The organism is Nostoc sp. ChiQUE01b, from assembly GCF_034531255.1.
In the GTDB taxonomy this organism is placed as follows: domain Bacteria; phylum Cyanobacteriota; class Cyanobacteriia; order Cyanobacteriales; family Nostocaceae; genus Nostoc.
Window position 1 is genome coordinate 21,769 of record NZ_JAVRBM010000029.1, and the last position, 14,372, is coordinate 36,140.

Consider the following 14,372-nt stretch of genomic DNA (forward strand, 5'->3'; position numbering starts at 1 on the left):
GGCATTAGTTAGTAGATGCTAATAAGTTCGCTGTTACAATCTCCTTCAAACTCACTGAGGATAGAAGTTCTTCCCATTGTTTGCGGAGAGTTATATTGTCAGGTTGAGCGGTATATACCGATGCAAGTGTTGCCACACAGTCATACCAAACACCGTTTTTACCCAAAACAGTAGCCCGCTTCAGAGCATCTTGCTCTTGGATTGCTGTTGCCAACTCAGCGCTGGGCTGGATACGCTGAACCCAACCATCGACGTAGGGCGTACTTGGACTGAGTTGCCCATCTACTTTGAGTGCTAAAAACCATTGATAGTTTTTACCAACAGCTAAAGCGGGCGCATTAGCTGGTAATTCGATCGCGATTACCCCAGTTCTCCCTGCAACTGAAATGTTCATCTGATATTGCATATTGCCAGCTTCATCTTTGAGGCTGAACACTGCTTCTTCGGCATTGGAAGCTGGGAGATACACCAATATTGTGGGACGTTCAGAGACTGTTGTGCCATAGAAGTTTTGAGGCAAGAGGGCGATTAGCGCTGCTGGTTGCGTTGTACTTGTAGTTGATGGATTCAAGTAGTAAGTACCAACGCGAGAAGCACCCGCACTTGCTTGTTGGGGAGCGCCTTTGCCGACAGCAGGGGTAAAGAGGTTGCCGCGAGAAGCTCCTCCAGTTGCCTGTCTGGGCGCACCTTTACCGACAGCAGGGGTAAAGAGGTTGCCGCGAGAAGCTCCTCCAGTCGCTTGTCTGGGCGCACCTTTACCGACAGCAGGGGTAAATATACTACCGCGAGAAGCTCCTCCAGTTGCTTGTCTGGGAGAGCCACTGTTGGCGGGTGGGGTAAATGTAATAGCATGAGCACTAGTCCATGCACTGCTAGCGATCAGAGCGATGACGCTCAATGTACTAGCTAAATATCGACGTTTCATGATGTTTTTCCTTATATCATTGAAATGTGATACAAACAAAATGCGTTTTTTCGACTATGGTCAGAAGCTCAGAGAATAAGTCTAAGTAACAGTAAAGTCAGAGAACTTCTACTAGCAGTATAGGCGAGCTTGAGCTAAAATGCTGTAAAAAAAATAGCCTAAATCCTTGACAAGAAACTCCGTTATATTACTTAGCTAAATCCAGTTGCCGATCAAAACAAAGCTAGACCAAAAGAACGGTTCGTAGAAATCAGTTTGGCGAATGAGGCTAATTTGTGCTTGTCTTAGTGCTTCGGCTTTAGTGATTTTGGGTTGTCGCAGTTGGTCATAGAAGCGAGTCATTAGCATCGCAGCTGCCCGATCTTTGACGGGCCATAGGGTGGCGATAGTTGAGCGAGCGCCGGATTTGACAGCCAAGCCTGCTAGTCCCAGGACGGCGCGATCGTCTCCTGTTGCTGTATCGCAGGCACTTAGTACCAGCAGTTCGATCGCTTTCGATGGATCGCTACCCCGATTTTTCAGGAGTTCAGATAACTCTTTAACATTGACTTCTCCATCCCAAGTCAGTAAGAAAGTGTCTTCGAGGCGGGAACTAAACTGTCCGTGGGTTGCTAGGTGAACAATACTTTTACTACTAGATTTCACACGTTCGGCAAGGGCTTGACTGGTGAATTCCTGATTCAGCAACACAGAAGAAGATACTGCCTTGGAGATTTGTTTCACTTCTGATTCTACGGCGGGTAAAGCACTAAAGCCAGCGCGAGATTGGCTAATGCCACCCACGATCGCACTGATGTGCTTTTGATCAAGCGATCGCGTCGTCATCAGTTGCAATCCTGGTGAGAGCGCCACAGCATATTTCTCAATCAGATATTGCTTACCGTCAAAAAGAGCTGCTATGGGAATGTTCCGCAACCGACCATCCAAAACAAACACCAATGTCTTGGTATCAATAAATGCTTGATCTGCTTCTTCTGGACGAATCAACCAATCATAAATCTGTTGGGACAATCGATCTCGGTCTTTGGAATCTGAGACAGGGTTAAGAGCACCCAAAAAATTGTCTAGAGTTTGCTCAATTTCAGCTTGAGATTTGTGAGTAACATAGGAACGGAGTGGTTGCCCTGCTTTGGAGAGAATTACTGTTAAACGATCTGGCAGGATGATCGGATAAATGACGGTTGCAGTCGGATCAACCCGATCAATTTGTTGAGTTCTATCTAAACAGGCTTCCCGAAAAAAGTTATCGAGTTCCGCAATTTGCAGTGCCTCAATCAATTCACGAGCTTGGATCAGTTCTGCTTGACTCGGTTGATTCTCTAGAAGTAAATCAACCAGTTCCCGGTAGACCGGCTCCACACTGGTGCGAAAAGAGAACTGGAAATCAGGGTTAATAGCCACCAAATCTCCCCGCAGTGCCTTTAAAGCCTTGACTGCTTCTGTATAGGCGGTAATTGCTTTTGAGCGATCGCTTTGTTGTTTATACAACTGTCCCACCTGCCGAGCAGATTGAGCAATGATATCGTTAGCTTGGAGTTGACGGGCAAGGTTGAGGGATTTCTGAGTTAACTCCTGTGCTTGTGATAACTGCTGTGTACGATGATAGAGTTTTCCCCACTGATTTAGTGCATGAGCTTCGGCTTGAGTATCCTGGATTTGCTGTGCAGATTTGACTGTGATTGCCATCAGTTGCGCCAAATCTTTTAGCGGTAGGATTGGGTGAGAATTTGACTGGCGGTTGAGGGTAGCAACAAAATTGATCGCTGCGTAGAGTGAGGCGTGACTGGGGGGCAGTTCCTGGAGTTCTTGGAGTAGTTGAGGTGCAAGTGGGTTAACAAACTCTAGTTTGTCGTAATTGAGGAAAAGTTTGAACTGAGCTAAACGCGCTTGTAACCGATCGCTTGGGTTAGTTGTTAAGAGTTGAGCTTGTTCAAAGTAATCTAATGCAGCTTCCGGATCTTGCAAGTCAACGGCAGTTTGGCCTAGGCCGATCAGAATAGAACTTAACTGGGGTTGGGCTGAAATTTGGCGAGCGATCGCTAAACTTTGCTCTAAAATTTGTTGACTTTTACTAGAGTCACCAATCATTTGCAGAGCTAAACCAAGCGATCGCAGTCCACTAACTTTGATTTCATTATCCGGCATCCCTTGGAGTTTTTGAGTCAGTACCTCTAACTGTTGTTTAGAACGGCGGTAAAATCCTAAAGTTTGTAAAGCTTGTGCCTGGTTGATTTGACTACCCAAGCTTCCCATTTTGTCACCTGCTTGGTCATAAAATTTTTCAGCTTGTTGCCAACTTTCGAGTGCGGTTTCGGCTTTGCCAGTGTGCAATTGCAAATTTGCTTGGGTATTGAGTACCTGTGCCCAAAGAATTGCATCAGCAGACGGAATAGAAGTTTGCAATAGTTTCAGACTTTGCTCAATAGATTGTTGGGCTGCTTGCCATTGATTAAGCTCCTGTTGTGTCAGTGAGAGATAACTGAAACTTAGAGCTTCGTTCAGGCGATCGCCCTGTTTTTGATATTGCTTTGCTGCTGTTTGCCATGCTGTAATCGCTTCGACAAACCGTCCTGATTGGTAAAGGTTTCGTCCTTGTTCTAGCCAGTTAGTAGGTTGGGAAGCAGAGATAGTTGGGGTTGTGATTGGTGGAGATGCTTTTACAGGTGTAATAATAAATGCTAAACACAAACTGAAAATACTGAGGCTGACGTATAGCCAACGACTTTGTTTAATTCGGAAAGTCATAATTACTTAACCTAATTATTAGGCACTACACAGGTCTTGAGGAAATCACTCTGATGTATAGTGCCCAACGTATAATGCGATCTATCACTTGATGAGCGATCGCCTACAATTAAACAGACATATAGGACTCATATTTGATTGCGTGAAAAAAACTCAGTACACCTTTATTCCTTCTTCCCAGTCTGTACTGACAACTTCAATAATTAAAGCAATGGATTCACTTTGAGTCACAGTAGATGCTTTTTCCCACAATTCCTCATTGTGTAAATTAGCATCGTTAATTAAAACCACATCTGGTGAGTAACCCGATGATTTTCTCGGTGGTTTTACTAATGCTGTTTTGGGGATAAAATAAGGCAGTTTTAATCGCTTATATTCAACCGTAATTTCTCCTGCTAAAAATACCGTAACTTTTTCATGTTTTCCACTCGGCTGAGGCATTTCAACAATTATCCCGTCGTGTAATTCGTAATGCTTTCCGGTGTTTTCTGGCAGCCATGCAATAAATTTTTCAAAGGTAAATGCTTTAGGTAAAGCTTGAGCCATATCAATACCTCCGCTTGTTTCGATTTTAGCATTTCCAGCGTCGGGGCTGATTAGTGTGATACTGTAGCACAGGTTAAAGGCGGTTGTACATGGGCTGTTTGAGCAGCAATTAACTCAATTTTGCCGTCAGCGCGACGACGCACACCTATTGCTTGGACAAGCATCTTTGGCGATGTCGGAATTTGTGCTTGTACTTGGTTTGTTTTCTCAAATGCAGAGATGTTGCGGGTATCAGACCAAGTGCGTAGGCGTAGCCCGTCGTAGACATCGCTCCTCACCTCCTGTGTGGGATTTTGCGGGATTCCACCCCTGCCGGTGGCGACAAAACTACTACCAGTATTGACAGAACAGCCTGTGGCAATTTGTTGTGAGGAGTCTGTTAAATTCTCTGGCAATTCTATCAAGCCAGAATTAGGGTCAATACCGATATTGTTAATTTGCACCGTACCACTCATACCAAACTGCGAACTAGCACTAATATCGTTAAGAGCAGTCAGTTGTGGACGATATTGTAAGCCGATAATTCCTTGTGTGGTGATTTGAATATTACCGCCACGTCCTTGAACTGCATTAGCAACAATGTCGCTGTTTTCTAATCCGGCGACGATGGGTGCATTGATATTGATGTTACCTCCATTACCATTACCGCCTGCTGTGGCGGTAATGTTGCTGCGATGGCGCATCAGCAACAAATTTTTCACTTGTAAGTCGATGTTACCACCGTTACCAGATTCTGTCTGTGCCTGAATTAAACCTTGATTTTTGAGTTGGATGCGATCGGCGGTGATGTTGAGATTGCCACCATTACCAGTACCTTGGCTAGTAACGCTCACAGTCCCACCATTTGTCAGTCTCAGGCTGGGTGTAGTAACGCTAACACTACCTGCATTTGCCGTCAGTATATCCGGCAAACCAAAGAATTGACGCAATTGTGGATTTAAACGGACGACAGAAGAGTTAATACTACTATTATTGTTAAGACTGCGACCACTAATTGCGATCGCTTGGCTAGCATTGATGCTGACATTTCCTCCATTTCCAACAAAGAATGCGGATGAACCAACTGTTCCGCCATTTAAGATTTGTAACTTCTCAGTATCTAGTATTAAATCTTTTGTATTTCCGGTCGAAAAGCTAGTGATACTAATGTTACTATAAATTCCCAAAGGGTTTTCCCCCATGACTGTGGTATTTTGATTGCGAATTGTCACTTTACCACTAGAGCCACTGCCAAATGTAAACGAAGACAATGAAGTTCCATCAGATACTATCAAACTATCCCCATTAACGAAGATATCACCTGCTGACCCACTAGCGTATGTGCCAGTGAGAATGTTTGTCACACCATTTGTCACGCCAGTAGTATTGAAGCCGGATATCTCTAGTGCTGCCGCTTCAATCTGAATGTTGCCACTGTCAGCTAGTCCGTATGCTGAGTTCCTGATCCCTGAACCCTGTTGGAGTACCAAACGAGGAGTGATGATACTTATATTCGCGCCAGTTCCGCTACTCAAAGCGTCAGAGCGAATCCCACTCGGAATTGTGGTATCGAATGCGCCAAGGATCTCAATGGCTTTTGATGCTTGCAAACGAATGTCTCCACCAGGAAGATTGCCATAATTCTGCGCTAAAACTAGCGAACCATCGCTCAAGCGAATATTTCTTCCTTGAAGCTGAACTGAACCCGCATTTACTCCACTGACATCTAATAGTGACTTTTGTGCTAGTTGAATGTCACCAAAGCTTTGCCCGTTGCCATACTCCAATTTATAGCCCTGGATGGTAGGAACTAAATTAACTAATCCTGAATCTCCCAGGCTACCTAATTCTATATGCCCTGTTTCGGCAGTCAGGGTAGCGCCATCAAGATTCAGATTACCACCCACCAACGCCAGGGTTTTTTTTGCCTGTACTTGCAATCTTGTTGGGCTAGGATTGCGAATCACAGGAGTAAAACCGCTCTCGATATCTAAATGTCCTGTACCTTGGACTTGTATCGGTGAAGGATTATTACCCAGTTGCAGTCCAATGGGAACATTAATACTTAGTAATGTATTAGCTTGGGGATTAATGGCGCTAAATTCAGTCCCATCAGCAAATTTGATGCTATTAGCTGTCGTGGCTATAAACGATCCACTAATATCCAACTTGGCATTTTGCCCAAATATAATGCCGTTGGGATTCATTAAAAACAAATTTACTGAGTTACTACTATTTATCGTTTGAATTAAGCCATCAATATGAGAAACATTTCCACCTGTAACCCGACTAAATATAGTACTAATATTTGGCGTATTTACTAGATTAAAAATTGCTGAACCATTATTCGGCACAGAGAAGTTAGTAAAACTGTGAAATAAATTATTACCTTTTTCAATACCATTAATAATATTAAAATTATTCCCGTTTGAGTTGATAATGGTGTTAGTTGTGCCATCGGATGTTACCTGAGCTATAGCAGATAGCATCATCCCTGGAGTTATTAACCCACTTGTCAACAGCAGTAGAAAGCTTAAGAGTCTCATGACTAAAAATTACCTATATCTGGTTTCAAGTTAGTATTCCCGTTGCGGGTGTTATCGATAGCATGATTAGTTTTTTGTGATGGCAGCACAGGTTAATGGTTGTTGCACCTGAGCCGGAGATTTATCTGCAACTAACTCGATTTTGCCTTGGGGGTTACGATGCCAAGAAGTAGCTTGGATAATAGCTTTTGGAGATTGAGGAATTTGTGCTGTAATTGTGCCAGTTTTCTCGAATGCAGAGAGATCGCGGATATCAGACCAAGTGCGTAGGCGTAGCCCGTCGTAGACATCGCTCCTGACTTCCTGCATTGGATTTTGCGGCACACCACCCCGTCCCGTTGCCACAAAACTACTGCCTTGATTACCAGCACAGCCTGTAGCAATTTGCTGGGATGGATCGGTTATATTCTCTGGCAGTTCTACTAAGCCAGAAGTGGGGTCAAGGCCGATATTATTAATTTGCACAGTGCCATTGACATTAAATTCGGAACTAGCAGTGATATCATTTGTTTGATCTGTGCGAGGAGTGAGGGTATTGTGAAACGCTAGACCAATAATCCCTTGGGTGCTAATTTGAATATTACCGCCACGACCTTGCATTGCATTGGCGATGATGTCGCTGTTTTCTAACCCCACAATCACCGGGGCATTAATTGATAAGTTACCACCATTACCATTGCCCGCTGCGGTGGCGGAAATGAGGCTATCGTGACGCATCAACAGATGCTCTTGTAAGTTTAATCTGACATTCCCTCCGTTTCCCGAGGCAGTTGATGCAGTGATGCGGCCTTGGTTGTCAAGGAAAATAGAGTTCGCATGCAGGAGCAAATCTCCCGCTTTGCCTTGACCATCATTTTTGACGGATACAAATGCCTCATCTGTGATGCGTAACGATGGTGTGTTAATGGTGAGAGAACCCGCATTACCGCTGGGAATGGCAGGAAATCCAAAGGCAGCTTGATTCGCTGGATCGAGAATTTCGGCGGTTGAAGCAATCCGGCTAGGTAAGAGCGATCCGGGAGTTCTCCCCGCGATATCCACCGATTTTGAAGCATTAACCGTTATGTTACCTGCTGCACCTGCGGCGACGGTGATAGACCCTAAAAATCCCCCATCTCGAATCACTAATCTGGATGTATTGATAAATGTGTCATTAGCATTTCCAGAAGCGCTGAAACTCAGTGAATTCACTGCACTCGGTGACAATGAGAGAGAGGCATTACCAACAATTTCGATCAAGTCTTCGGCATTGATTTGCATCATTCCAGCCTGTCCAGATCCTACGGTTACAGAGGAAATATCGCCACCATTGAGAAACTTCAGGTTGCCCGTTGAGACTGTAATATTGCCTGCATTGGCCGAGTTGAATGTGACTGTCGAAATCGAGGAGTTCCGGCTCAGATCGCTAAGGGCAAAGCCTTCAATTGCGATCGCATCGAGGACGTTAACTGTAACATTACCACCGAGTGCTGGAGAAAACGTCCGATTATTAATCTGTCCTCCATTTTCGATAGATAGTTGCGCGGCAGAGATGGTAATATCACCTGTTAGACTCGTTCCCAAATTATCGATTTGGATCAGACTTCCCAATGTTGCGTCGGGTGTATTCCCCGTCAGCTTTAGGGACTCAGATGCCTTGACTGTAATCCCAAGAGATGATTGCGTTGCCAGGTTTTGGAGCAAGACTGCGGAACCCTCAGTGAGGCTAATATTCCGTCCTTGTAATTGGATTGAGCCTTTGCTGCCGCTAGCATCGAGCAAAGATTGATGTGCCAAATGGATATCGTTGAATTGCCCCACCCCTGAGTAATCCCCCACCCACCCCGCAAGAGTAGGATTGAGTCTGACTTGCCCAGTGCTGACGCTCCCCACTTCCAGATGTCCGCCCCCATTAACGGCAGCAATGCCACCCGAGAAGTTAACTGCACTGCCAATCAGCGCCAGTGTATTGCCCGCCCCAACTTCTAACCCGATGGGATTCTGGCTGCGATCGGCGGGGGTAAAAAGGTTGCCGGCCAAGCGATGTCCACTCCTTTGTACAGTAATTCTCCCTGAGTTTTGCCCCATTTGCAAACCGACAGGTACACTTATTGTTAATAAAGGTGTAGCACTGAGATTGGTCGCACTAAATTCGCTCCCATCGCTAAACTTAATACTATTCGCCGTCGTACCTACAAATGACCCACCAATATTCAACGAGGCATTTTGCCCAAACACAATTCCCGCAGGATTCATTAAAAACAAACTTACAGGATTATTAATGTTGAGAGTTTGAATTAATCCATCAATATGGGAAACATTTCCACCCGTAACCCGACTAAATATAGTTGTAATATTTGGCGTATTAACTAAATCAAAAGTCGCTGAACCACCTGTAGGCACAGAGAAATTACTGAAACTGTGAAATAAATTGCTACCTTTATTTCTACCATTAAGAATAGTAAAATTATTACTGCTTTGGTTGACAATGGTGTTATCAGTACCATCAGATGTCACTTGAGCCATAGCCGATCGCATCATCCCTGGAGTTATTAACCCACTTGCCAACACCAGTAGAAAGCTTAAGACTCTCATGACTAAAAATTACCTATATCTGGTTTCAAGTTAGTATTCCCGTTGCGGATGTTATCGATCGCATGATTAATTTTTTGTCATGGCAGCACAGGTTAATGGTTGTTGCACCTGAGCCGGAGATTTATCTGCAACTAACTCGATTTGGCCTTGGGGGTTACGATGCCAAGAAGTAGCTTGGATAAGGGTTTCTGGGAAAGTGGGTATTTGTGCCGTCACCTCGCTAGTTTTGCGGTATGCAGTCAGATCGCGGGTATCTGACCAAGGGTGATCGCTCCTCACTTCCTGATTGGGATTTTGCGGCACACCACCCCGTCCCGTGGCGACAAAACTACTGCCTTGATTTGCAGAACAACCACTAGCAATTTGTTGGGATGGGTCGGTGACATTTGTAGGTAATTCGACTAAGCCAGAATTGGGAGAGATACCGATGTTATCAACTTGAACAGTACCATTGATATTAAATTCGGAACTGGCTGTGATGTCGTTGGTAAGGTCTTCTCTCGGAGTGAGGGTATTGCGGAATTTTAGACTAATAATACCTTGAGTAGTAATGGCAATATTGCCACCTTTTCCTTGCACAGCATTGGCAATGATATCACTATTTTCTAAACCAGTAATAATTGATGCATTAATGTTAATGTTCCCTCCTTTACCATTACCGCCTGCGGTCGAGGTAATTTGGCTATTATCGCGCAGCAGCAACAAATTCCCCACCTGTAAATCGATGTTGCCACCATTACCGGATGCTGTCCTGGACTCGATGAAAGCTTGATCTTTTAATTGGATACTATTAGCATCAATTTTGAGATTGCCACCATGACCAGTACCTTGATTGGTAACGGTCACAGTTCCTTTGTTTTTCAGGATGAGGTTTGGGGTTGTCAGGTTGATAGTACCAGAATCAGCAGTCAGTATATATTCTGATAACCCAAATAACTTCTGTAATACTGGGTTGAGAATGAGGGCAGAGGAGCTAATAGCACTCGGTTTTAATGGATTGTAACCATTAACTTCAACAAATTCCGTAGCATTGATCCTCACATCCCCGGCATGACCGATAAAATATGAACTTGTGCCGATCTCGCCGCCATCTATCACTTTTAACCTGGCAGTGTCCAGAGTTAAGGTTTTAGCATTGCCAACGTTGAAGGTGACTGAGGCAATTCTTGTGCCGAAAGGAGAGCTATTACTACTCTGCACAGTGGTATCTAGGTTGCGAACCACAACTTCACCACTAGAACCAACACCCCGCGATACAGAAGACAGTCCACCACCATAGGATATAAGTAAACTATCACCATGTACAAAAATATTACCTGCATTCCCAGAACCAAAGGTACTGGTATTAATGAAACTGCCACTGGCATTGAGGGGCGATAAGCCGGATATCTCTACATTTGTGGCATTAACCTGAATATTTCCACTGGCAGACACCCCATAAGTGTTACTACTTAATATCCCTCCTTCATAGAGATTGAGTTTGGGGGTAATAACACTGATATTGCTACCATAACCCTTGCTCCAGGTTTCACTCCGAACCCCGCTGGCTGCACCAGTTAGATTGATGCTTTCGCTTGCCTGAAGATGCAAGTTGCCACCAGGGAGATTACCATGATTTTGTACCAGTAACAGTGAGCCATCGCTAAATTGAATCTGCTTACCTTGCACCTGAACAGAACCAGCATTCACTCCACTAACATCTAGTAGGGATTTTTGGGCAAGTTGAATATCCCCAAAGTTGTTTACCTTTCCATACCCCAGTGTATACCCTTGAGTCGTTGATACCAGGTCAACTAATTCTGAGCTACCCAAACTACCTAACTCAATGTGACCTGTTTCAGCAGTCAGGGTTGCTCCATTCAAATTGAGATTACCACCCACCAACGCCAAAGTTTTTCCAGGTTGTACCTGAATTTGTGTCAGACTAGGAGTGCGAATAATTGGAGACAAAATATTGGTAATATTCAAGCTATATCCTGTACCTTGAACAGCGATCGCTGCTGGATTCTGCCCCATTTGCAACCCAATGGGCACACTCATCGTCAACAACGGTGTAGCAACGGGATTAGTCGCACTAAACTCTATTCCATCAGCAAACTTAATGCTATTCGCCGTTGTTACCACAAACGAGCCGCCAATATTCAGCGAGGCATTTTGCCCAAACACAATCCCCGCTGGATTCATTAAAAACAAACTTACCGGATTACTACTATTAAGCGTGCGAATTAATCCATCAATATTAGAAACATTTCCACCTGTAACTCGACTAAATATAGTAGTAATATTTGGTGTGTTAATTAAATCAAACGTTGCTGAACCACCCGTAGGCACAGAGAAATTACTAAAACTGTGAAATAAATTATTACCTTTATCAATCCCGTTAAGAATAGTAAAATTATTACCACTTTGGTTGATACTAGTGTTAATAGTACCATCGGATGTCACTTGAGCGATCGCCGATCGCATCATCCCCAGAGTTAATAGCCCATTGATTAATAGAAACACAAAGGGTATGACTCTCATCACCAAAAACTCCCTTTAACTGATGTAAAGTTAGAGTTCCCGAAATGGTATAGTTAATAACGCCATTAACTTTGAGGAATCGCCGCGCAGGTTAATGCTGGTTGCACCTGAGTAAGAGATGTCTGTGCAACTAACTCAATTTGTCCATTAGCGTTACGATGCCAAGAAGTTGCTTGCACAATCACCTCTGTTGATGAGGGGATTTGTGCTGTAGCTGCGCCAGTTTTACCGAATGCAGAGAGATTGCGGACATCAGACCAAGTGCGTAGGCGTAGCCCGTCGTAGACATCGCTCCTGACTTCCTGGGTGGGATTTTGCGGCACACCACCCCTTCCCGTGGCGACAAAACTACTACCAGTATTATTAGAACAACCTGTAGCAATCTGCTGGGATGAATCAACTAAGTTTACGGGTAGTTCTACTAAACCAGAACTGGGGTCAACGCCAAAATTATTAATATCTACTGTACCGTTAACACCAAATTGGGAACTAGCTGTGATGTCATTTTCTGGAGTCAGTTGAGGACGATATTCTAAACCGAAAATACCCTGAGTTGTAATGTTAATATTACCGCCACTACCTTGGACTGCATTAGCTACAATATCACTGTTTTCTAAGCCTACAATGATGGGTGAATTGATGTTAACATTACCACCATTACCATTACCGCCTGCGGTGGCGGTGATTTGGCTGTTGTCGCGCAGTTGCAATAACTTGCCAACTCCTAAGCTGATGTTACCTCCATCACCAGAGGTAGTCTTTGCTTGGATTAAAGCTTGATTCTTTAATTCGATACTATCTGCAGCGAGGTTGATACTACCACCATTGCCACTACCATCATTGGTAACGCTCACAGCCCCGCCATCCTGAAGCGTCAGGTTTGGTGTCGTGATGCTCACAGTACCTGCATCACCCACAGGTGTACCATAGAATACATTAAATCGTTTCTGTAATGTTGGGCTTAGGCTCAGGACGGACGAGGTGATGCTGCTATTGCTGATGCCGCTATTATTTATTACGTTCTTACTACCAATAATTTGGATGGATTCTGTGGCATTTATCCTGATATCTCCGCCATGACCGGCAGAAAACGAACTTGTGGTAATTGCTCCCCCATCTAGCAGATGCAGCCTGCCTGTATCCAGTGTGATGGTTTTGGCGTTTCCTGTACTGAAGGCAGTTGAGCTAATCCTAGTACCCATAGGTGCCGAGTTGCTTCCCCTGACGGTAGTATCCATGTTGTGAATGACAACTTGACCACTGTCACCGCTACCACGGGATATTGAAGACAGCCCAGCACCATCGGACACTAGTAAACTATCGCCATTTACGAAGACATTACCTGCACTTCCAGAACTGAAGGTACTAGTGTTAATCACGCTACCAGTTGAACTGATGGGCGAGAAGCCAGATATCTCCAGCACTGAGGCATCAACCTGGACATTGCCACTGGTAGCTGTTCCAAAAGTAATGTTATTTAATGCTGCTCCCTGCTGAAGGCTGAATCGGGGAGTAATGACGCTGATGTTCCCACTTGTTCCAATGCCTAAGGTTTCACTGCGAATGCCGCTGAGTGTACCAGTCACATCGATTCCTGCTGATGCTTGCAGATGTAGATTCCCGCCAGGAAGATTACCGAGATTTTGTGCTAATACTAGGGAGCTATCGGTAAGTTGAATGTGTTTACCCTGCACCTGCACGGAACCTGCATTTACCCCACTGACATCTAGTAGAGATTTCTTTTGAAGTTGAATGTCACTAAAGTTTTGCCCATTGCCATACCCCAGCGTATAACCCTGAGTGGTTGGCACGAGGCTAACTAACCCTGCGTCACCCAAACTACCCAATTCAATCCGTCCTTGTTCGGCAGTCAGAGTTGCCCCATGCAAATTTAGAGTACCACCCACCAACGCCAGGGTTTTTCCAGGCTGTACCCGCAGTTGTGTGGGACTAGGAGTGCGATTGATAGGAGTCCGACTATCCTTAAGTGTTAAGGTATGTCCTGTGCCTTGAAGTGCCAACGCTCCAGGATTGCTACCTAGTTGTAAACCAATGGGAACATTAATACTCAACAATGGGGGAGCTTGGGAACTAATCGCCTTAAACTCAGCGCCATCAGCAAATTTGATACTTTCGGCGGTTGTAGCAATAAATGAACCCCCAATATTTAAGCTGGCATTTTGTCCAAAGATGATGCCCTTAGGATTAAGCAAAAATAGATTAGCACTACCGTTGGCTTGAATTAAACCATCAATATGGGAAACATTACCGCCAGTCACACGACTAAAAATATTTTGAATATCTGAGGCATTGTTGAAAGATGCAGAACCATTGGTAGGAATTGAGAATTGGCTGAAGCTGTGAAATAGATTGTTGCCGACACGGCTCCCATTAGTGATGGTGAAGTTATTACCATTTTGGTTGACAATGGTGTTGGTTGTAGCATCTGATGTTACCTGAGCTATGCCTGCTCGCATCATCCCTGGAGTTATTAACCCACTTGTCAACACCAGTAGAAAGGTTAAGACTCTCAT

General features: G+C 44.4%; 6 protein-coding genes and 1 pseudogene. All 7 read right to left on the reverse strand.

The annotated features are described in order from the left end of the window. Positions 1–4: 4 nt before the first annotated feature. The 7 genes and pseudogenes from RMY63_RS19515 to RMY63_RS19545 all read right to left on the reverse strand — a co-directional run bounded on the left by RMY63_RS19515 (position 5) and on the right by RMY63_RS19545 (position 14,372). Entirely contained in the window at positions 5–925 is a 921-nt protein-coding gene (locus RMY63_RS19515) for a DUF928 domain-containing protein (protein ID WP_322730289.1), read from the reverse strand. Positions 926–1,120: 195 nt separating this feature from the next. Then, on the reverse strand, positions 1,121–3,670 hold the full coding sequence (locus tag RMY63_RS19520; protein ID WP_322730290.1) for a CHAT domain-containing protein: 2,550 nt from the start codon (positions 3,668–3,670) through the stop codon (positions 1,121–1,123). Positions 3,671–3,841: 171 nt separating this feature from the next. After that, positions 3,842–4,216: pseudogene (locus tag RMY63_RS19525) on the reverse strand (Uma2 family endonuclease); the annotation flags it as partial. Between the two features lie 50 nt (positions 4,217–4,266). Then, positions 4,267–6,741 carry an S-layer family protein gene (locus RMY63_RS19530; RefSeq protein WP_322730291.1) on the reverse strand — a complete coding sequence of 825 codons (2,475 nt, stop codon included), beginning with the start codon at positions 6,739–6,741 and terminating at the stop codon, positions 4,267–4,269. Positions 6,742–6,807: 66 nt separating this feature from the next. Next, positions 6,808–9,315: an S-layer family protein gene (locus RMY63_RS19535; RefSeq protein WP_322730292.1), complete on the reverse strand. Its 2,508-nt coding sequence runs from the start codon at positions 9,313–9,315 to the stop codon at positions 6,808–6,810. 66 nt (positions 9,316–9,381) lie between these two features. Continuing rightward, on the reverse strand, positions 9,382–11,838 hold the full coding sequence (locus RMY63_RS19540; RefSeq protein WP_322730333.1) for an S-layer family protein: 2,457 nt from the start codon (positions 11,836–11,838) through the stop codon (positions 9,382–9,384). A 65-nt stretch (positions 11,839–11,903) separates the two neighbouring features. Beyond that, on the reverse strand, positions 11,904–14,372 hold the full coding sequence (locus RMY63_RS19545; protein WP_322730293.1) for an S-layer family protein: 2,469 nt from the start codon (positions 14,370–14,372) through the stop codon (positions 11,904–11,906).

Excerpts from the sequence above, each read along its gene's own strand:
- RMY63_RS19515 (WP_322730289.1), bottom strand. The coding sequence starts at position 925 with ATGAAACGTCGATATTTAGCTAGTACATTGAGCGTCATCGCTCTGATC.
- RMY63_RS19520 (WP_322730290.1), bottom strand. The coding sequence starts at position 3,670 with ATGACTTTCCGAATTAAACAAAGTCGTTGGCTATACGTCAGCCTCAGT.
- RMY63_RS19530 (WP_322730291.1), bottom strand. The coding sequence starts at position 6,741 with ATGAGACTCTTAAGCTTTCTACTGCTGTTGACAAGTGGGTTAATAACT.
- RMY63_RS19535 (WP_322730292.1), bottom strand. The coding sequence starts at position 9,315 with ATGAGAGTCTTAAGCTTTCTACTGGTGTTGGCAAGTGGGTTAATAACT.
- RMY63_RS19540 (WP_322730333.1), bottom strand. The coding sequence starts at position 11,838 with ATGAGAGTCATACCCTTTGTGTTTCTATTAATCAATGGGCTATTAACT.
- RMY63_RS19545 (WP_322730293.1), bottom strand. The coding sequence starts at position 14,372 with ATGAGAGTCTTAACCTTTCTACTGGTGTTGACAAGTGGGTTAATAACT.